This is a genomic window from Propioniciclava sp. LT432, assembly GCF_059515965.1.
Genome location: NZ_JCAKNE010000002.1, coordinates 86,949 through 106,634, shown reverse-complemented (window position 1 = coordinate 106,634; position 19,686 = coordinate 86,949). Strand labels below are relative to the sequence as shown.

21 protein-coding genes are annotated in these 19,686 nt (G+C 69.5%); all 21 read right to left on the bottom strand.

Annotated elements, in window-relative coordinates:
- Positions 1-44: 44 nt before the first annotated feature.
- The 21 genes from AC5YDV_RS01580 to rpmF all read right to left on the bottom strand — a co-directional run bounded on the left by AC5YDV_RS01580 (position 45) and on the right by rpmF (position 19,668).
- Positions 45-356 (bottom strand): DUF2469 domain-containing protein, encoded by a 312-nt coding sequence (locus AC5YDV_RS01580; protein WP_182815893.1) that lies wholly within the window; start codon positions 354-356, stop codon positions 45-47.
- Positions 353-991: a ribonuclease HII gene (locus tag AC5YDV_RS01575; RefSeq protein ID WP_496181845.1), complete on the bottom strand. Its 639-nt coding sequence runs from the start codon at positions 989-991 to the stop codon at positions 353-355. The genes AC5YDV_RS01580 and AC5YDV_RS01575 overlap by 4 nt, the downstream gene beginning before the upstream one ends.
- A gap of 1 nt (position 992) precedes the next feature.
- Entirely contained in the window at positions 993-1,745 is a 753-nt protein-coding gene (lepB, locus tag AC5YDV_RS01570) for a signal peptidase I (protein ID WP_496181844.1), read from the bottom strand.
- Between the two features lie 17 nt (positions 1,746-1,762).
- Entirely contained in the window at positions 1,763-2,113 is a 351-nt protein-coding gene (gene rplS / locus AC5YDV_RS01565; protein WP_496181843.1) for a 50S ribosomal protein L19, read from the bottom strand.
- A 238-nt stretch (positions 2,114-2,351) separates the two neighbouring features.
- Positions 2,352-3,113, bottom strand: a complete 762-nt coding sequence (locus tag AC5YDV_RS01560) for a succinate dehydrogenase/fumarate reductase iron-sulfur subunit (RefSeq protein ID WP_496181842.1) — start codon at positions 3,111-3,113, stop codon at positions 2,352-2,354.
- A complete protein-coding gene (locus tag AC5YDV_RS01555; protein ID WP_496181841.1) occupies positions 3,110-5,113 on the bottom strand; it encodes a fumarate reductase/succinate dehydrogenase flavoprotein subunit in 2,004 nt (667 codons plus the stop codon). The genes AC5YDV_RS01560 and AC5YDV_RS01555 overlap by 4 nt, the downstream gene beginning before the upstream one ends.
- Complete coding sequence (locus AC5YDV_RS01550; RefSeq protein ID WP_496181920.1) at positions 5,101-5,748, bottom strand: succinate dehydrogenase cytochrome b subunit; 648 nt, start codon at positions 5,746-5,748, stop codon at positions 5,101-5,103. The genes AC5YDV_RS01555 and AC5YDV_RS01550 overlap by 13 nt, the downstream gene beginning before the upstream one ends.
- Positions 5,749-5,902: 154 nt before the next feature.
- The gene (trmD, locus tag AC5YDV_RS01545) at positions 5,903-6,637 is read right to left on the bottom strand and encodes a tRNA (guanosine(37)-N1)-methyltransferase TrmD (RefSeq protein WP_496181840.1); all 735 of its coding nucleotides are present in this window, start codon (positions 6,635-6,637) and stop codon (positions 5,903-5,905) included.
- On the bottom strand, positions 6,637-7,155 hold the full coding sequence (rimM, locus tag AC5YDV_RS01540) for a ribosome maturation factor RimM (RefSeq protein WP_496181839.1): 519 nt from the start codon (positions 7,153-7,155) through the stop codon (positions 6,637-6,639). The genes trmD and rimM overlap by 1 nt, the downstream gene beginning before the upstream one ends.
- An 89-nt stretch (positions 7,156-7,244) precedes the next feature.
- Entirely contained in the window at positions 7,245-7,496 is a 252-nt protein-coding gene (locus AC5YDV_RS01535) for an RNA-binding protein (protein ID WP_496181919.1), read from the bottom strand.
- Positions 7,497-7,498: 2 nt separating this feature from the next.
- Positions 7,499-7,969 carry a 30S ribosomal protein S16 gene (gene rpsP, locus AC5YDV_RS01530; RefSeq protein ID WP_496181838.1) on the bottom strand — a complete coding sequence of 157 codons (471 nt, stop codon included), beginning with the start codon at positions 7,967-7,969 and terminating at the stop codon, positions 7,499-7,501.
- Between the two features lie 199 nt (positions 7,970-8,168).
- Entirely contained in the window at positions 8,169-9,377 is a 1,209-nt protein-coding gene (locus AC5YDV_RS01525; protein WP_496181837.1) for an amidohydrolase family protein, read from the bottom strand.
- A gap of 12 nt (positions 9,378-9,389) precedes the next feature.
- On the bottom strand, positions 9,390-10,958 hold the full coding sequence (gene ffh, locus AC5YDV_RS01520) for a signal recognition particle protein (RefSeq protein WP_496181836.1): 1,569 nt from the start codon (positions 10,956-10,958) through the stop codon (positions 9,390-9,392).
- Between the two features lie 181 nt (positions 10,959-11,139).
- On the bottom strand, positions 11,140-12,294 hold the full coding sequence (ftsY, locus tag AC5YDV_RS01515) for a signal recognition particle-docking protein FtsY (protein WP_496181835.1): 1,155 nt from the start codon (positions 12,292-12,294) through the stop codon (positions 11,140-11,142).
- Between the two features lie 22 nt (positions 12,295-12,316).
- On the bottom strand, positions 12,317-12,916 hold the full coding sequence (locus tag AC5YDV_RS01510) for a hypothetical protein (RefSeq protein ID WP_496181834.1): 600 nt from the start codon (positions 12,914-12,916) through the stop codon (positions 12,317-12,319).
- A 42-nt stretch (positions 12,917-12,958) separates the two neighbouring features.
- On the bottom strand, positions 12,959-16,522 hold the full coding sequence (smc, locus tag AC5YDV_RS01505) for a chromosome segregation protein SMC (RefSeq protein WP_496181833.1): 3,564 nt from the start codon (positions 16,520-16,522) through the stop codon (positions 12,959-12,961).
- Between the two features lie 9 nt (positions 16,523-16,531).
- On the bottom strand, positions 16,532-17,119 hold the full coding sequence (locus tag AC5YDV_RS01500) for a GtrA family protein (RefSeq protein ID WP_496181832.1): 588 nt from the start codon (positions 17,117-17,119) through the stop codon (positions 16,532-16,534).
- On the bottom strand, positions 17,116-17,772 hold the full coding sequence (locus AC5YDV_RS01495; protein WP_496181918.1) for a helix-turn-helix domain-containing protein: 657 nt from the start codon (positions 17,770-17,772) through the stop codon (positions 17,116-17,118). The genes AC5YDV_RS01500 and AC5YDV_RS01495 overlap by 4 nt, the downstream gene beginning before the upstream one ends.
- 155 nt (positions 17,773-17,927) lie before the next feature.
- The gene (gene mutM, locus AC5YDV_RS01490) at positions 17,928-18,764 is read right to left on the bottom strand and encodes a bifunctional DNA-formamidopyrimidine glycosylase/DNA-(apurinic or apyrimidinic site) lyase (RefSeq protein ID WP_496181831.1); all 837 of its coding nucleotides are present in this window, start codon (positions 18,762-18,764) and stop codon (positions 17,928-17,930) included.
- The gene (gene rnc / locus AC5YDV_RS01485) at positions 18,764-19,480 is read right to left on the bottom strand and encodes a ribonuclease III (RefSeq protein WP_496181830.1); all 717 of its coding nucleotides are present in this window, start codon (positions 19,478-19,480) and stop codon (positions 18,764-18,766) included. The genes mutM and rnc overlap by 1 nt, the downstream gene beginning before the upstream one ends.
- A complete protein-coding gene (gene rpmF, locus AC5YDV_RS01480) occupies positions 19,477-19,668 on the bottom strand; it encodes a 50S ribosomal protein L32 (RefSeq protein WP_496181829.1) in 192 nt (63 codons plus the stop codon). The genes rnc and rpmF overlap by 4 nt, the downstream gene beginning before the upstream one ends.
- Positions 19,669-19,686 lie beyond the last annotated feature (18 nt).

Sequence of the window (19,686 nt, the reverse complement as noted above, 5' to 3'; positions counted from 1 at the left end):
GGAGGCCTGTGGACAAGTTCGGGCCGAGGACCCGGCTGCCGGGCTCAGAGGTTGTCGGGAACCTGCAGCTCCGAGTGCGCGATCTCCTCGATCGAGACGTCGCGGAAGGTCAACACCTTGGCCGACTTGACGAAGCGGGCCGGGCGGTACATGTCCCACACCCAGGCATCCCCCATGGACACCTCGTAGTAGACGTCCCCGCCCTCGGTCCGGACCTTCAGGTCCACCGCGTTGCACAGGTAGAACCGGCGCTCGGTCTCGACGGCATACGTGAAGATACCGACGACGTCCTTGTACTCGCGGTACAGCTGGAGTTCCAGCTCGGACTCGTACTGCTCAAGATCCTCGGTGCTCATGACCTGTCCAGCCTAACCGTTCGTGCCACGTTGTCCCACTTCATCCGGTGGATCGCACACGGACCATGCGCGTCCAGTTCGGCCTGGTGCAGCTGAGTGCAGTAGCCCTTGTGCACGTCGAAGGCGTAGCCGGGGTGGTCGGCGGCGTACGCCGTCATGATGCGGTCACGGGTGACCTTGGCGACGATCGATGCCGCCGCCACGCTGGCCGCCACGGCGTCGCCCTTCCACATGGCCAGGGTCGGGACGCCGAAGCCGTCCACGGGAAAGCCGTCGGTCAGGACGAAGTCGGGCCGGTGCTCGAGTCGGGCCACGGCGCGCCGCAGCGCCTCGAGGTTGGCCATGTGCATGCCCAGGGCGTCGCACTCTGAGGGCTCCACACGGACTGCGGCCCACGCCAGGGCCTTGGCGGTGATGACGTCGTACAGGCGCTCGCGGGCCTTGGCGGTGAGCTTCTTGGAGTCGTTCAAGCCCTCCAGGGGGCGGACCGGGAGCACCACCGCGGCGGCCACGAGTGGGCCGGCGCAGGCACCTCGTCCGGCCTCGTCGGCGCCGGCAACAGCGGTGAACCCGGCGCGTGCCAGCGCCCGCTCGTAGCCGTAGAGCCCGGCGTCGCGGCGGACCAGGAACGCCATGTCAGCAGTTGTTCGCGTCGCCGCCCACGGTCACGACCGGCGCTGCGGGAGCCGGTGCGGACGCCGCGGGCACAGCCGCGAAGGTCGCCGGGGTGCTGTATCCGCGCCAACGGTCGAACGGGAACAGAGTGAAGGACGCCGCGCCCACGATCGAGTCGGTCGACGGGAAGGCCCCTTGGTGCTTGACGCCCTCGGCGGGCTCGTTCAGGTGGCACCGCGAATCGGCGGATGCGCTGCGGTGGTCGCCCATCACGAAGACCCGTCCGTCCGGGACGACCAGGTCGAACGGGATGGCGGACGGTCGGTCCTGGGTTCCGTCCGGGCTCTGGTACAGGTACGACGACTCGTCCAGCGCCTGACCGTTGACCGTGATGCGCTGGTCGGCATCGCAGCACACGACGTGGTCACCGGGTACACCGATGACGCGCTTGACCAGGTGGTTCGCCGAGGCGTCCGGCATGAGGCCCACGAAGACGAGGGCATCCTGCCAGGGCGCCTGCTTGAACCGGTCGGGGTTGCCCAGCCACTCAAGGTCGTCCCGGAAGACGACGACGTCACCGCGCTGGAAGGGCTTGACCTTCTGCACGGCGACGCGGTCACCGATGTTGAGCGTCGACTCCATCGAACGCGACGGGATCGAGAAGACCTGGATGAGGAGGAGCCGCAACAGGGTCGACGCGATGAGCGCACCGACCACGACGATGGTGACCTCCTTCAGGAAGCCACCGATGCCGCCGCTCCGCTCATCATCCATGTCGTGGGTGTGCGCGCTCAGTTGTCGCGCTTCTCCTTGATCTTCGCGGCCTTGCCGCGCAGGCCGCGAAGGTAGTACAGCTTCGAGCGACGGACGTCACCACGACGCTCGACCTCGATCTTGTCGATGATCGGGGAGTGGAGCGGGAAGGTGCGCTCGACACCCGTACCGAAAGAAACCTTGCGGACGGTGAACGCCTCGGTGATGCCCGAGCCGTTGCGGGCGATCACGACGCCGGCGAAGACCTGGATACGGGAACGGTTGCCCTCGACGACCTTGACGTGGACCTTGACGGAGTCGCCCGGACGGAAGTCGGGGGCGTCGGTTCGGAGTTGGGCGGCCGAGACCTCGGCAACGATCTTGTTCATGTGTGTGTCCTCGCCGGTGCCACAGGTCACCTCGTGAGCTTGAAACGGTGGCTGGGCTCGGGCCATCCCCCTGTGGCAGGGGCACGAGCGCAACCTGCACAAGTCTGCCACATCGCCGCCGGGCCGACGAAATCAGGTGACCGACCCCGCGCCCCTGCGAGGGGACGCGGCCGCACCGTGCCCTGGGGACGCGCGAGGGCCGGCCCCGCCCTGCGGAGCCGGCCCTCGCCGGGTGCTGCTACTTGCCTTCCTTGCGGAACAGCGACTTGATGAGGTCGCGGTTCAGCGCGCTGATCGTGTCCAGCGGAATGGACTTCGGGCAGACCGCCGCGCACTCGCCGATGTTGGTGCAGGCGCCGAAGCCTTCCTCGTCGTGCTGCGCCACCATCGTCTTGACACGGCTGTAACGCTCCGGCTGGCCCTGCGGGAGCATCGCCAGGTGCGTGATCTTCGCGGCCGTGAACAGCATGGCCGACCCGTTGGGGCAGGCCGCCACGCACGCACCGCACCCGATGCAGGTCGCCGCGTCGAACGCACGGTCGGCCTGGATCTTCGGGGCGGGGACCGAGTGAGCCTCGGGCGCCGAACCGGCGTTGATCGAGATGAAGCCGCCGGCCTGGATGATGCGGTCGAAGGCAGAGCGGTCGACGACCAGGTCCTTGATGACCGGGAACGCGCCGGCACGCCACGGCTCGACGTCGATGGTCGCACCATCAGCGAAGGAGCGCATGTGCAGCTGGCACGTGGTGGTCGGGACCGGGGAGCTGGCGCGACCGTGGGCCGCACCGTTGATCACGACGCCGCACATGCCACAGATGCCCTCGCGGCAGTCGTGGTCGAACGCGATGGGCTCCTCGCCCTTCACCGTCAGGTCCTCGTTCAGGAGGTCGAGCATCTCGAGGAACGACATGTCCTCGGACACGCCCTCCACGCGGTAGCTGACCATCTTGCCGGCCGACTGGGCGTTGGCCTGACGCCAGACACGCAGGTTGATGATCACTTGTAGCTCCTCTGCTTCAGCTCGATGAACTCGTACTCGAGCGGTTCCTTGTGCAGGACCGGGGCGTTGCCCGTACCGGTGAACTCCCACGCCGAGACGTGCAGGAACTCGTCGTCGTGACGCAGCGCCTCGCCGTCCTCGGTCTGGGACTCGGCCCGGAAGTGGCCGCCGCAGGACTCGCGGCGGACCAGCGCGTCCACGCACATGAGCTCGCCGAGCTCGAGGAAGTCCGCCACGCGGCCCGCGCGCTCGAGGGTCTGGTTGAAGTCCTCGTTGACGCCGGTGACCTTGACGTTGCTCCAGAACTCCTCACGGAGCTCGCGGATGCGGCCGATGGCGAACTTGAGGCCCTCCTCCGTGCGCTCCATGCCGCAGTACTCCCACATGATGTTGCCAAGCTCCTTGTGGAAGCTGTCAACGGTGCGGTCGCCCTTGATGGAGAGCAGGCGGTTGACGCGCTCGTTCACGGTCGCGAGCGCCTCGACGACGGCAGGGTGGTCCTGGCCGATCTTGTCGAACGGCGCACCGGCGAGGTAGTCGTTGATCGTGTTCGGCAGGACGAAGTAGCCGTCGGCCAAGCCCTGCATCAGCGCCGAGGCGCCCAGACGGTTGGCGCCGTGGTCGGAGAAGTTCGCCTCTCCCGTGACGTACAGGCCGGTGATCGAGCTCATCAGGTCGTAGTCGACCCACAGGCCGCCCATCGTGTAGTGCACGGCCGGGTAGATGCGCATCGGCGTCTCGTACGGGTTCTCGCCCGTGATCTGGGCGTACATGTCGAAGAGGTTGCCGTACTTGGTCTCCACGGCCTTCTGGCCCATGCGCTCGATCGCCGACGCGAAGTCGAGGTACACGCCACGACGCACCTGGCGACGCTCGCCGGTCTCGTGGTCGACCTCCTCCACGGCCGGGCCGACACCGCGACCCTCGTCGCACATGTTCTTGGCCTGGCGCGAGGCGATGTCACGCGGCACCAGGTTGCCGAACGCCGGGTAGATGCGCTCCAGGTAGTAGTCGCGATCCTCCTCGGGAATCTGGCGCGGGTCCTTCGTGCAGTCCTCGGCACGCTTGGGAACCCAGATGCGACCGTCGTTGCGGAGCGACTCCGACATCAGGGTCAACTTGGACTGGGTGTCGCCGTGCACCGGGATGCAGGTGGGGTGGATCTGCGTGTAGCACGGGTTGGCGAAGTACGCGCCCTTGCGGTGTGCACGCCACGACGCGGTGACGTTGCAGCCCATGGCGTTGGTGGACAGGAAGAACACGTTGCCGTAGCCGCCCGTGGCGAGGACGACGGCGTCGGCGGTGTGGGCCTCGATGGCACCGGTGACCATGTTGCGGGTCACGATGCCGCGGGCCCGGCCGTCCACCACGATCAACTCGAGCATCTCGTGACGGGTGTTCATCTGGACCGTGCCGGCGGCCACCTGGCGCTCCAACGACTGGTAGGCGCCGATCAGCAGCTGCTGACCCGTCTGGCCGCGCGCGTAGAAGGTGCGCTGCACCTGGACGCCACCGAACGAGCGGTTGTCGAGCAGCCCGCCGTACTCGCGGGCGAACGGGACGCCCTGCGCGACGCACTGGTCGATGATGTTCGCGCTGACCTCGGCGAGGCGGTACACGTTCGTCTCACGTGCGCGGTAGTCGCCGCCCTTGACGGTGTCGTAGAACAACCGGTAGGTCGAGTCGTTGTCGTTGCGGTAGTTCTTGGCGGCGTTGATGCCACCCTGCGCGGCGATGGAGTGCGCTCGACGGGGGCTGTCCTGGTAGCAGAAGTTGAGGACGTTGTAGCCGGCCTCACCGAGCGTGGCTGCCGCGGCGCCGCCCGCCAGCCCGGTGCCGACGACGATGACCGTCAGCTTGCGGCGGTTGGACGGGTTGACCAGCTTGGCCCCGAACTTGCGCGCCGACCACTTCTTCTCGATCGGGCCGGCGGGCGCCTTGGTGTCGCGGATGTCCGCGCCGAGCTCGTAATAATCAGTGACAGTCATCAGTTCACCCATCCCAACAGAACGGCCAGCGGCATGATCAGGAAGCCCACGAACAGCACGATCGCGATCACCCAGGCCAGGCCGTTGAGGAAGCCGCGAGCGGCCGGCGACGTGTTGCCGCCGAGCGTCGTGAGCGCGCTCCACACGCCGTGGCGGACGTGGAGGCACACGATGCCCACCCAGATCGCGTAGAGGAGCACCAGCCACCAGTTGCTGAACGCGCCGATGGTCATCTCGTACGGCGTCGCGTCGACGGTGAAGCCGGTCTGGACCGTCCGCGTCGTGAACTGCATCAGGTGGAAGATCAGCCCGACCAGCAGGATCACGCCGCCCCAGCGCATGGTGCGCGCGGAGTAAGTCTGCGCGATGCGCTTCGTGTTCACGTACTTGGTGCTGCGGGCCGCGTGGTCGCGTGCGGTCAGCACTGCCGCCGACCAGATGTGCGCCACGATCGCGACCAGCATGAACACCCGGAAGATCCAGATGAACCAGCCCTCGGGCACGAGCGGGTAGAGGATGTCGCCCTTGAGCCACTCCGCATAGTGGTCGAAGGCGTCGGCACCGAGGAAGACCTTCAGGTTGCCGTACATGTGCATGAGCAGGAATCCGACCATGATGAGACCGGTGAGGGCCATCACGACCTTCATGGTCACCGTTGACCGGACTGCTCGTTGATGAGGAGTCAGTGTTGTTGTCGCCACGGCCACAACTTAGCCAAGTTTCCCGGCGTTTGCCCCATCGGGATGTGCGTTTCCCGCGGGATCCCGCTCAGGCCCCCCATTCACGCATTGACTGGGGGTATTAACGCTGTGACTCTCTTGCGAAATTGCCGTTCTCATCGCCGGGAAGGAGGTCGGGACGACGGCGCGCCGTCCGTTCCCGCGACTGCTCCCGGCGCCATTGCGCGACCCTGCCGTGGTTGCCCGACAGCAACACCTCCGGGACGTCCAGGCCACGCCACGACGGCGGCTTGGTGTACACGGGGTACTCCAGCAGCCCCTCACCCTCCACCGAGTGGGATTCCTCGACCAGCGAGTACGCGTTCCCGACGACGCCCGGGACGAGCCGGACGATCGCCTCGACCATCGCGAGCACCGCCACTTCCCCCCCGTTCAGCACGTAGTCACCGAGGCTCACCTCGCGGACGGGCATGCGGGTCGCGGCGTATTCGACCACGCGCGCGTCGATGCCCTCGTAGCGCCCGCACGCGAAGACCAGGTGGGGCAGTGCGGCGAACTCGTGCGCGGTCGCCTGCCGGAAGGGCTCCCCCGACGGTGTCGGGACGACCAGGGTCGGCAGGGACCACGCATGGTCGAGGACGTGGTCGAGCGCATCCCCCCACGGCTCGGGCTTCATGACCATGCCCGCACCCCCGCCGTAGGGGGTGTCGTCGACCGTCCGGTGCCGATCGTGCGTCCACGTCCGCAGGTCGTGGACGTGCCAGTCGACCAGGCCCGCCCGGCGAGCCTTGCCGACCAACGACAGGTCGAGGGGGGTGAAGTAGTCGGGGAAGATCGAGATGATGTCGAAGTACATCAGTCCTCCTCGTCCACCAGCAGGCCGCCGACCTCGGCCAACTGGACGTGCCCGGCTGCCAGGTCGACGATCGGCACGAGGGCGTCCACGAAGGGGACGAGTCGGTCCCCCGTCGGCGTCCGGACGACGAGCGTGTCGTGGGCCGGTAGGTGCAGGACGTCCGTGATCGTGCCGGCCTGTGCTCCCGCGGCGTCCAGCACGGTCAGGCCGACCAGTTGGCGATCCCAGTACTCACCGTCCTCGGCCGGGGCCTCGTCGACCGGGACCTTCACCCAGAGTTCCTTGCCACGCAGTGCCTCGGCACCGGTTCGGTCCTCGACCCGGTCGAGCTTCAGCAGCAGCGTGCCAGAGTGCCACCGTGTCGATGCGACCGTGCGCGGCCGCCCGTCGAGGCTGACCACGGCACCCGGCGCGAACCGGCGCTCGGGTTCGTCGGTGCGCACGTGCACGGTGACCTCACCGCGCAGGCCGTGCGCCCGGCCGATCGTGCCGACGAGCACGTCGACGAACTCACCCATGGTGCTCACTCCTCAGTGGTGGGGACGGAACGGTCCCCGGCCATCCACGTTCCTCGACTGGAATGTGGCGGACCGGGGACCGCGGGTGCTCAGTTGCGGCGCTGCCGACGGTCCACGTCGACGAAGTCGACACGGACCTGCTCGCGACCGGCGAGAGCGGTGATGACCGTGCGCAGGGCGCTCGCCGTGCGACCCTGGCGTCCGATCACCTTGCCGATGTCCTCGGGGTTGACGCGGACCTCCAGCGTCCGGACGCGTCGTCGCTCCAAGTCGGACACGACGACGTCGTCAGGGTTGGAGACGAGTCCGCGGACGAGGTGCTCCAATGCGTCCGCCAGCACGCTCACGCCTCGTCGGAAGCGCCAGCCGCCTCAGACGGAGCCTCGGCGTCGGCCGCGTCGGCGTCAGCCTCGGCCTCGCTGGGCTCCTCGGCCTTCTTCTTGCGCGAGGTGATCGCGCCCGAGGCCGGCTCGTCGTCGGCCTCGGCCAGCGCCTTGTTGAAGGCGGCCAGCTTGTCGCCCTTCTCCGGCTGCGGCTTGACCACGGACTCGCCGGCGCCGCCGGTGAACTTGTCGCGGTCGCCGGTGAGCTTGAGCAGCTTCTCGACGGTCTCGGACGGCTGGGCGCCGACACCGAGCCAGTACTGGGCGCGCTCGGAGTTGATGCGGATCACCGAGGGCTCGGTCTTCGGCTGGTAGATGCCGATCTCCTCGATCGCCCGACCATCGCGCTTGGCGCGGGAGTCGATGACGACGATGCGGTACTGCGCGTTGCGGATCTTGCCCATCCGCTTGAGACGAATCTTGACGGCCACGTGTGTGGTTCTCCTGTTGGAACATGCCCGTGCACCTGCACGGACGGGATCGGGTGAGCAGGACCTCTGGCGTGGGTCAACCATCGGCCGAACTCGGGTGGACTGTGCTCGCCGGCGTGAGAGGGCACCCACGGGCACAGTGCATCGTTCATTGTGCCAGAACCGGACGCGATACGCCCAACTTGGGGCGAGGGTCGCCTCAGTCGCGCACCACGCGTCCGCGCAGTACGATCAACCTCGGGTGCCGGAGGACACCCAGATCCGTGCGCGGGTCACCGTCGAAGACCACGAGGTCGGCGGACGCGCCCTCCGTCAGTCCCTCGGCGCCCAGCCACTCCCGGGCACGCCAGGAGGCTGCGCCCAAGGCGAACTCCGCTCCCCCGACGCGTGCGAGCAGGTCGACCTCGTCGGCGATCAGGCCGTGCGGGATCACCGCCCCCGCGTCGGTCCCGGCGAACACGTGGACGCCGGCGTCCACGGCCTTGCCGATGGTCTCGAAGCGCCGCTCGTGCAGCGCGCGCATGTGGGCGGCATACGTGGGGAACTTGGCCTCTCCGGCCGCCGCGATCGACGGGAACGTCTCGATGTTCACCAGGGTCGGGACGAGCGACACCCCCCGAGCTGCCATCGTGGCGATGGTGGCGTCGTCCAGGCCGGTGCCGTGCTCGATGCCGTCGATGCCGGCCTCCACCAACTCGGTGACGGACTGCTCGTCGAAGCAGTGGGCCGTCACCCGGGCGCCCTCCTCGTGGGCGGCCGCGATGGCCTCGGCAGCCACGTCGGCGGGCCACAGGGGTCGCAGGTCGCCGGCGTCCCGGTCGATCCAGTCCCCGACGATCTTGACCCAGCCGTCCCCGGCACGAGCCTGGGTGCGGACCTCGGCGACGAGGTCGGCGGGCTCGACCTCCTCACCGACGTTGCGGAGGTAGCGGCGGGGGCGCGCGATGTGGCGTCCGGCTCGGATGAGGCGGGGCAGGTCCTCGCGGTCGTCCACCCAGGCGGTGTCGGTGGGGACTCCCGGCGAGCGGGCCAGCAGGGTGCCGGCATCACGGTCCGCGATGGCCTGGCGCTCGACTTCCGCGGCATCCGTCGCGCCGTGGGGCCCCATACCGATGTGGCAGTGGGCGTCCACCAGGCCGGGCATGATCCAGCAGTCGGTGGCCACGGTGAGGGCGTCCGCGACGGGCTCGAACGTGACGAGTCCGTCGACGACCCAGAGGTCCACGACGTGGCTGCCGGGCAGGAGGACGCCGCGCAGGTGCAACCGGGCTGTGGCCGGGCTGAGCCGGCCGTCCTCCTCGGACACAGGGCGCACGTGCGTGTGCGTGGATCCGTCGTGGGTGTGGGTGTGGGCGAGCAACGGCTGGCCCAAGGCGTCCAGGGGGACGTCGTCGTGGGTGTGCGCCATGCCCGGTGGCCCTTACTGGCCCTTGTTCTGCTGGTCGAACATCTTCTGCAGTTCGGGCGGCAGCTGGAAGTCGGCCATCGCGGCCTTCACCTCGGCCTCTGTCTGCGGGACGCGCGCGTGCTCGGCGGCGGCCGCCGGGCTCCCGGAGCGGCGTGCGGGGTTGCCCGAGACGCCCTTCCTGGCCTTGGCCGCCTTCTTCGCCTGCTGCTTCGCGGGGCGCCCCGGGACACCGGGCATGCCACCCAGCGCACTCATGCCGGGCATACCCGGCATGCCGCCGCCCTTGCCGAGCTGGCGCATCATCTTGCGGGTCTCCATGAACCGGTTGACCAGGCCGTTGACGTCCTGGACCGTGGTGCCGGACCCCTTGGCGATGCGCGAGCGGCGCGACCCGTTGAGGATCTCGGGCTTCGCGCGTTCCGCCGGCGTCATCGAGTAGATGATCGCCTCGATGCGGTCGATCTCACGCTCGTCGATCGCCCCCAGGGCGTCCTTGTACTGCCCCATCCCCGGCATCATGCCGAGGATCTTGCTCATCGGGCCCATCTTGCGGACCTGCTGCATCTGCTGGAGGAAGTCGTCGAGCCCGAAGTCGCCCGAGCCCATGATCTTCTCGGCCGCCTTGCGGGACTGCTCGGCGTCGAAGTTCTTCTCGGCCTGCTCGATGAGGGTGAGCAGGTCACCCATGTCGAGGATGCGCGAGGCCATCCGGTCGGGGTGGAAGAGGTCGAAGTCCTTCAGCGCCTCGCCGTTGGAGGCGAACATGATCGGCTTGCCGGTCACCTTGGAGATCGACAGGGCTGCGCCGCCGCGGGCGTCACCGTCGAGCTTGGTCAGCACGACCCCGTCGAAGCCGACCCCCTCGCCGAACGCGTTGGCGGTGTTGACGGCGTCCTGGCCGATCATCGCGTCGACGACGAACAGGATCTCGTCGGGGTTCACGGCATCGCGGATGTCCGCGGCCTGTTGCATCAGTTCGGCGTCCACGCCGAGCCGGCCCGCGGTGTCGACGATGACCGTGTCGTAGTACTTGCGCTTGGCCTCCTCGACGGACGCCCGGGCGACCTGGATCGGGTCGCCGACGCCGTTCCCCGGCTCCGGCGCGAACACCGGGACCCCGGCGCGGCCACCCACCACCTGGAGCTGGTTGACGGCGTTGGGGCGCTGGAGGTCGGCCGCGACCAGCATCGGGGTGTGGCCCTGCTCGCGCAGCCAGAGGGCGAGCTTGCCGGCCAGGGTGGTCTTGCCCGAGCCCTGGAGGCCCGCGAGCATGATCACGGTCGGCGGGTTCTTCGCGAAGCGCAGCGGACGAGCCTCGCCGCCGAGGATCTCGACGAGTTCCTCGTCGACGATCTTGATGATCTGCTGGGTCGGGTTCAGCGCCTGGCTGACCTCGGTCCCCTTCGCCCGCTCCTTGACCGCGCCCACGAACTCCTTGACGACCCCAAGGTTGACGTCGGCCTCGAGCAGTGCCAACCGGATCTCGCGCGCGATGGCATCGATGTCGGCATCGGTGAGCCGCCCCTTGCCCCGGAGGTTGCGGAACGTGGCTTGCAGGCGGTCTTGGAGAGTGTCGAACATGCGTGCCTTCTCGTCAGGACGGATCGGTGCCGCCCCAGCCTACCGTCTCGATGGGTGGCCGTCGTCGCGGGGCCGGGGCGGCCCTGACCCACGAGGTGAGCGGGGCAGGGGGGCGCCGATCGGAGCGATGGGACTCTGATGCGCAGGGCGCATCAGAGTTGGATCGAGCGGGCGGGATGCCTCACTCCCCCAGCAGGCCGTCGACGAATCCCTCGGCGGTGAACGGCGCGAGGTCGTCGGCGCCCTCCCCGAGCCCGATGAACTTCACGGGCACGCCCAGCTCGCGTTGGACCTGGACGACGATGCCGCCCTTGGCCGAGCCATCCAGCTTGGACAGCACGATGCCGGTGATGTCGGTCACCTCATTGAAGACGCGGGCCTGGATGAGGCCGTTCTGGCCGGTGGTGGCGTCCAGCAGGAGCAGGCACTCGGTGATCGGCGCCCGCTTCTCGATGACGCGGCGGATCTTGCCCAGCTCGTCCATCAGGTTGGACTTGTTGTGGAGGCGTCCGGCGGTGTCGACCAGGACCACGTCGACGCCCTTGTCCGCGCCGGTGTTCACCGCGTCGTACGCGACGGACGCCGGGTCGGCCCCCTCCGGGCCGCGGACAGTCTCGACACCCACCCGGTCGCCCCACGTCTGCAGTTGCTCGGACGCCGCCGCACGGAAGGTGTCGGCCGCACCGAGGAGGACGGTCTTGCCCTCGGCGACCAGGAGCCGAGCCAGCTTCCCGACCGTGGTTGTCTTGCCGGTGCCGTTGACCCCGACGACGAGGATGACGGCCGGCAGTCCGTTCGCGCCGGTCACCTTCAGCGTCCGGTCGAGGGTCGGGTCAGCCAGCTTCACCAGCTCCGAGCGCAGGACAGCCCGCGCGCGAGCCGGATCCTGCACACCGTCGATCGCCAACTCCTTGCGGAGGTTCTCGACCAGCTCCGTCGTCGGGCCCACGCCGAGGTCTGACCCGATCAGGGTGGCCTCGAAGTCGTCCCAGGTGTCGGCGTCCAGCTTGTCGGAACTCAAGATGCCCAGCAGTGCCTGGGCGAGCACGTTGTTCGATCCCGCGAGGCGGCGGCGCAGGCGGGCCAGACGGGTTCCGGCCGCCTCGGGGCGCTCGGTGGTCGGGGCCTCCGGCGCCGCGGCTGCGGGGGCCTCGACCGGGGCCTCGGCCGTCGGCACCTCGGTGGGCGTGGCGGGTGGCTCGATCGGCTCGCGGTACTGGCGCGTGAGCTCGCGCTGGCGGCGGTTGCGGACGACGAGGACGGTCGTCAGGATCGCGGCGAGCGCCAACACGACGCCGACGATGATCCAGACGATGGGGTCGAAGGGGGTCAGCACGCGGCCATCCTAGTGGTGGGCCTCAGCCTTGGGCGTTGCCCTCCGGCAGTCGCACCCGTACGACGTTGGCCCGTTCGGCGAGGAGGGTCGCCCCCTGACCGGGCTCCGTGGCACCTTGCTGTGTCTCGTGCTCTGCGTCGACCTCGCCCTTGGGGTCGGCCTGACCCCAGACCCCGTAGGGGTCCTCAGCGCCGCGGTCCTCGGGCACGGGAGCGGCCAATGCGTCACTCATCTTCCGTGCCGCCTCGTCGAGCTCCGTCCCGCGTTCCGACTGGAGCGCGCCCTCCTCGGGTTCGGGTCGATTGGCCGACGGGGCAGAGCGGGCGGACAGGGCCGACCACGCCGAGCGCGCGGACCTGGCGGAGGCCGCGGAGGCCGCACGGAGCTTGGCCGGTATGTCGCGCACGTTGATGTCGCCCACGTCGTCCATCTCGTCGAGCATCGCGACCAAGGCGCGGGGCGGCTCACCCTCACCGTTCAGATGCCGGGCCGTCCTGGCCATGGCATCCGCGATGTCGGGGTGCTGCTCACGTCCGGTGCCCTCCATGCCCATGACGACGACGGCGATCACGCCGGCGGCCAGCACCAACACGGCGAGCATCGTGAAGATCATGACGAGCATCGGGTCACCTCCTTGCCCTGCCAGTATGCCCGACGGTTCGGCTCAGCCATCGCGGAGCCTCTGGCTGATGACGGTGGAGACCCCGCTCTCCCGCATGGTGACGCCGTAGAGGGCGTCGGCGATCTCCATGGTCCGCTTCTGGTGGGTGATGACCAGCATCTGGCTGTTCTCGCGGAGTTCCTCGTAGATGCCCAGCAGGCGCCCGAGGTTCGTGTCGTCGAGGGCGGCCTCCACCTCGTCGAGGATGTAGAACGGGCTCGGGCGCGCCTTGAACAGCGCGACCAGGAACGCCACCGCGACGAGGGAGCGCTCCCCGCCCGACAACAGCGACAACCGCTTGACCTTCTTCCCCGCCGGGCGTGCCTCCACGTCGACGCCGGTGGTGAGCCACCCTCCGGGCTCGGTGAGGACGAGTCGGCCCTCGCCGCCGGGGAACAGCCGGGCGAACGCGTCCTCGAAAGCCACCTCGACGTCCGCGTAGGCGTCGGCGAACACCTGCTCCACGCGGGCGTCGACGTCGTCGACGATGCCCAGCAGGTCCGCCCGCGTCCGCTTCAGGTCATCCAGTTGCTCGGCGAGGAACTGGTGCCGCTCACTCATCGCTTGGAACTCCTCCAGCGCGAGCGGGTTCACCCGTCCCAACAGGTCGAGGTTGCGTTGGGCCGTCCGGAACCGCTTCTCCTGCTCGGCGCGGACGAACGGGCGCGGCTCGGGTTGTTCGTCGTCCTCGGTGAGCGCTGTGCCATCGGGACGGGTCAGGACCGGGACCGGACGGTCCGGCCCGTACTCCGAGGCCAGCACCTCGGCGGGCAGCCCCAGTTCCTCCAGCGCCTTCTCCGCCAGGGCCTCGATGCGCATGCGCTGCTCGGCCCGCGCCAGCTCGTCGCGGTGGGCCACGTCGACGACGCCCTCGAACTGGCGGGCCAGGTCGCGGCTGCGCTGGCGCGCGTCATGGACCCGGCGGTCCGCCTCGACCCGGCGCTCGTCCGCGGCGCGGCGGGCGCGTCCGGCCTCCTCCTGCGAGGTTGCGACCACCCCCAGCAACCACTCGGACGCCGCGGCGGCGGCCTTCGCGACCTCCGCCTCCCGTCGCAGCTTCTCGCGCTTGGCGGCTGCCTCGGCGCGGGCGTTGCGCTCGGCACGGGCAGCGCGCAGGAGGGAGTCGGCGCGGCCGGCGAGCGCTCGCGCGCGCTCCTCGTCGGTGCGCAGGGCCAGCCGCGCCTCCATCTCCGCCTGACGAGCTTTCGCTGCGGCCAGCGCGAGCCGGTCGCGCTCGGCCGGGTCGGCCTCGGCGACCTCGGTGGTGTCCCGGGCCACGCGCAGGCGTTCAGTGAGCGCGGCGAGCGCCTGCGTGTTGCGCTCCCGGGCCTCCTCGGCCTTCGCCACGGATGCGTGGTGGCGCTCGGCCTCGGCAACCGCCGCGCGAGCAGCCTGGTTGAGCCGGGCCAACTGGTCGGCCAGTGCCGAGTACTGGGCGTCCGACTCGTGCAACCGCGCCAGCGCGGCCTCGCTGCGGGCGGTCGCCTGCTCCAGACGAGTCACCGCGGACGCCTTGGCGAACGTCAACCGCTCGACGTCCTGTTGGGCCTCGACCAGGGCCGCGGACGCCGCGTCGACGGCCGCCTGGACCTCGATGAGGCTCGGACGTGCCGACGACCCTCCCGTGGAGAACCACGTCGAGAGCAGGTCGCCCTCGCGCGTGATGGCGGTGGTGTCCGGGAGCGAGGCGACGAGCGCCCTGGCTGCGGGAAGGTCGTCCACGACGGCCACCTTGCGCAGCAGGCGCTGCAGGGCCGGGAGGAAGGTGTCGTCCGCCGTGACGGTGTCGAGGGCGTAGCGCGCACCCTCGGGAAGGGCCGGCCACCCGGACCGGTCCTCGGCGGTGTCGGCGCCTCCCAGCAGGAGGCCGGCGCGACCGAGGTCATCGGCCTTGAGGTGGTCGAAGGCCTCGACGGCGGCGTCCAGACCGGTGACGGCGACAGCCTCGGCCGCTCCGCCGAGCGCGGCCGCGACCGCCGCCTCGTAGCCGGCCTCGACCCGCACGAGTGCGCCCACCGACCCCAGCACACCAGACAGTTCGTCGGACGCCGCGAGCAGCGCTCCGGTCCCGTCGCGGCGGTCGAGCCCGACCTTGAGGCCCTCCAGGCGTGCGGCGATCGACGCGCGCTCGGACTGGGCGCGCTGCTCGTCCACCCGAAGCGCCTCCAGCGCCTCGGCGGCGGCGACCCGCTCGGCCTCGGCCGACTCGTACGCGGCGTCGAGTCCCTCCTCGCCCTGCGTGAGCCCTTGGAGCTCGGTTTCCAGGCGCACGAACGACGCACGGGCCTCGTCGGCGCGCTTGTGGGCATCGGATCCGGCGGAGCGGAGGCGCTCGATCTCGGCGTCCGCGGCCTCGGTGCGCGACTTCAGCGAGTTCACCTCACCAGCGAGCCTGGCGAGACCCTCGCGGCGGTCCGCGATCGCGCGAAGCTGCGCGGCGTACTGCTGCTCGGCCTCCGCGTGGGCCCGTTCCGCCTGCTCGCGAGCGGCGGACGCTTCCTTGAGGGCGGCGGCGCGCTCGGCCACCTGGGCGGTGATCGCCTCCTCGGTCTCGCGGATCCCGGCCGCCTCCGCCTCGATCGCCTCGGGATCACGCCCGCGTCGGTCGTCCACGGACGTGTTGGCGGCGTTCCGGACGCGCTCGTTCGCGATCGTGAGCGTGCTGGCGATCCGCTCCCGCAGGCCGGCGAGGGCGTACCAGGTCTCTTGGGCGCGGTTGAGTTCGGGGTTCGCGGCGCGGGCAGCCTGCTCGGCCTCGGCCTCCGCCTCACGGGCGGCTTCCAGGGCTTCCTCCAGGACGAGGCGGCGGGCCTTGATCTCGGCTTCGGCGGCCAGATCGGACTGCAGGGCCAGCGTCGCCATGACGTAGTCGTCGGCGAGCAGCCGTGCCCTGGCGTCACGGAGCTCGGCCTGGACGGTCGCGGCCTTCCGCGCGACCTCCGCCTGTCGGCCCAGCGGCTTCAGCTGGCGGCGGATCTCGGCGACGAGGTCGGTCAGTCGATCGAGGTTGACCTGGGTGGCGTCCAGCTTGCGGAGCGCCTTCTCCTTGCGCTTGCGGTGCTTGAGGACACCCGCGGCCTCCTCGATGAAGCCGCGCCGCACTTCGGGAGTCGCCTGCAGGATCGCGTCGAGTTGGCCCTGGCCCACGATGACGTGCATCTCACGGCCGATGCCGGAGTCGCTCAGGAGTTCCTGAACATCGAGCAGGCGGGCCGGGCTGCCGTTGATGGCGTACTCCGAGCCGCCGGCGCGGAACATCGTGCGGCTGATCGTCACCTCGGTGTAGTCGATCGGAAGCGCCCCATCGGTGTTGTCGATGGTGAGGCTGACCTCGGCGCGACCGAGCGGGGCCCGGGTCGACGTGCCGGCGAAGATGACGTCCTCCATCTTTCCGCCGCGCAGGGTCTTGGCACCCTGCTCCCCCATCACCCAACTGAGGGCGTCGACGACGTTGGACTTGCCGGAGCCGTTGGGTCCGACAACGCAGGTGATGCCGGGTTCGAAGTTCAGCGTCGTCGCCGACGCGAACGACTTGAAGCCGCGCAGCGTCAGGGACTTGAGGTACACGCTGCCACCTTACGAACGCGTCGTGTGGTCCACCCGCTTGCCGGCCGCGTGTCGCTGTCGGACGACGCGGAAGGTCCAGAGCTTGTTGACGATGAAGTTGATCGGCATCACGCACACGATCTGGATCAACTGCGCCCAGTAGAGGCGCTGCGTCCACCAGGGGCCGTCATAGGTGAAGAACGGGTGGCTCAGGTACAGCGGGGACGTCTCGTTGCGCAGCAGGTAGAGGATGACGAAGCCGATCAGCTGGGCGACGGCCCCGACCGTGAGGAAGGGGATGAACTCATGGAAGAACGGCGCCGGCTTTCCGTGGTGGTCCTTGAAGGTCCAGTGGCGGTTCAACATGAAGTTGAAGAGGTTGGCCACGAGGAATGCGAGGGCGGCGTACACGATGTAGAAGCGCAGCGCGCGATCGGTGCCGACCAGTGGGATGAAGGGGTCCTTGTCCGCCACCCCGAACACGTGGACGCCGATGGCATTGGCCACGGCGACCGTGGCCATGTTGACCAGCACTCCGGCTCCGCCGACGAGCCCGAACGTCACGAACTGCCGCGCCGTGTTGCCGTAGCGGGCGAAGAACGAGGTGGAAGGGCTCACAAGAGAGCAAGCGTAGCGCTTCCCCGCGCCGGGGACCGCTCGCACCGGCAAGGACACTGCTCGTCGCAGCCGGATTCGAGCCAGCAGGACGCGGGACACGCGCACGAGTTGGTCTGGCCCAGCGGGGTCCACTCCGGCAACCGCCGGACGCGCTGAGCGAGAGCTTCCCGTCGCTCCCGCGCCGCATTGCACCGCGCCTGTTCAAGTTCCAGGGGAGTGGGATGGTCCATCGGGACGATGCCCATCGTGACCCTGATCCGGTCACGTCGCCGCCGCCATGGCGCATGCGGACGGCGTTGACCGGACATCGGGTCCTGAACGTCGCGGACGTCCAAGTGACTCGGGAAACGACGGTGTTGGCGGTCCCTCACCGAGTCCGACCTCATCGGGGCCGCCTCGGAGGCTGGAACGCTCAGCGCGGCTCCATCGGCCGCAGGACGCGCCTCCTCACCGGCCGCTACCACGGCCAGCCGGAAGCCTGCCATCTCCAGGATGCGCTCGAGGAGGGGAACGGAGGGGCACAGGGCCCCGGTCTCCCACCGAGCGACGAGGGACTGGTCGACCCCCAAGAGCCTCGCCAGGTCACGCTGGCTGAGATCGGCCTCGCGACGAGCACGTCGGATCAACCCGGGTACCTGCAGAGATGAGCTCATGCCACCAGCCTCACAGCCCCCTCCGACGTTCTGGGCGCGCCGGCTCACGCGGCGGTCGGCACGTTCTACTTCTTGCTCGATGGGCATGTGATGCGTCCCACGCATCACATGCCCATCGGTGGGGTGCGGGGTGCGCCGGGTGGCTGGGCCCAACCTCAACGCGCTCGCTGGCAGGTTGGACAGCGGAAGGAACTACGGTTCATGAACGGCTCCCGGGTGATCGGGGTGCCGCACCGTGGGCACGGTTGGTCCTCGCGACCGTAGGCGTTGAGAGTGCGGTCAAAGTAGCCCGACTCGCCGTTGACGTTCACGTAGAGCGCGTCGAACGAGGTGCCCCCGACGGCGAGGGCGGCCTCCATCACGTCCCGTGCCGCCGTGAGCAGCGCGGTCACCTCGGCTTCGGTGAGGGCGGACGCCGGCGTCCGGCCGTCGATGTGGGCCACCCACAAGGACTCGTCCGCGTAGATGTTCCCGATGCCCGAGACGACCGTCTGGTCGAGGAGGACGCGCTTGATCGCGCTGTTCTTGGTCCGGATCCGAGCGGTCAGAGCCGAGAGGTCGACCGACGGGTCGAACAGGTCGAGTGCGATGTGGGCGACTTCGCGGGGGAGGTCCGCTCCCCCCACGGAGACCGACAGTCCGCCGAACATGCGCTGGTCGACGAACCGTAGCTGGACGTCGTCGTCGAGGTCGAAGAGCACGCGAGCGTGGCGCTGCAGGGGCGCGTCGTGCTCGTCGAGCCGGAACTGGCCGCTCATGCCCAGATGGGCGAGCACGGCGTCCCCGTCGGCCAACGGCAACCACAGGTACTTGCCGCGTCGGCGGGGGGTCACGAACGTGCGACCGGTGAGTGTGACGGCGAAATCGTCGGGACCGGCCGAGTGGCGGCGAACCGGCCGGGGGTGCAGGACGCGGACGGACTGGATGCGGCGTCCGTTGATCGAGGGCTCCAACCCGCGGCGCACCACCTCGACCTCGGGGAGTTCGGGCATCATTCCTCCGCAGCGGCGCCCAGCGCCTCGACGAGCGCGTCGTGGGCCAACCGGGCAGCACCCTGTTCCGCGAGCTTCTTCGAGCGGGCCACCGATCCCTCGTACTCGACCCCGGCCACCACGGCCACGGCCTCGAAGCGCTTGTCGTGGTCCGGCCCCGTGGAGGTGTGCCGGTAGGTGGGCGCCCCCAGGTCTTGCTCGGCTGCGAGCTCCTGGAGCGCGGTCTTCCAGTCGGTCGAACGGCCGTCGGCCGATGCGGACGCGACGACAGGGTCCATGAGGTGGTGCACGAACCGTTCGGCCGCGTCCCGTCCCCCGGACAGGAACACCGCAGCGATGACCGCCTCGGTGGCGTCGGCGAGGATCGAATCCTTGTCGGCACCTCCGGTGCCGATCTCACCCTTGCCCAACTTGAGCAGCGAGCCCAAGCCCAGACCCCGCGCGACGTCGGCGAGGGCGTACGTGTTGACCACAGCGGCGCGCATCTTGGCGAGCCAGCCCTCGGGCGCGTCCGGGTACGTCAGGTAGAGGTGCTCGGTCACGACGACGCCCAGCACTGAGTCGCCCAAGAATTCCAGGCGTTCGTTGTGTGGGGTGCCGCCGTGCTCGTACGCCCAGGACCGGTGGGTCAGGGCAAGCTCAAGGAGCTGGGGATCGATCCCGATCCCCAGCTCGTTGAAGAGGTCTTGAACGCGGCCGCCGGCCGCGCCGGTCACAGCTCGAAGACCTGGCGACGCGCCGCTCGCGGGCCGTACTGGCCGCACGTCGGGCACGCGGTGTGCGGCAGGTGCTTCGCACGGCAGGCGGCGTTGGCGCAGGTCACCAGCTGCGGCGCGGACGTCTTCCACTGCGCGCGACGGTTGCGCGTGTTGCTGCGGGACATCTTCCGCTTGGGAACAGCCACGTCATACTCCTTGAATCT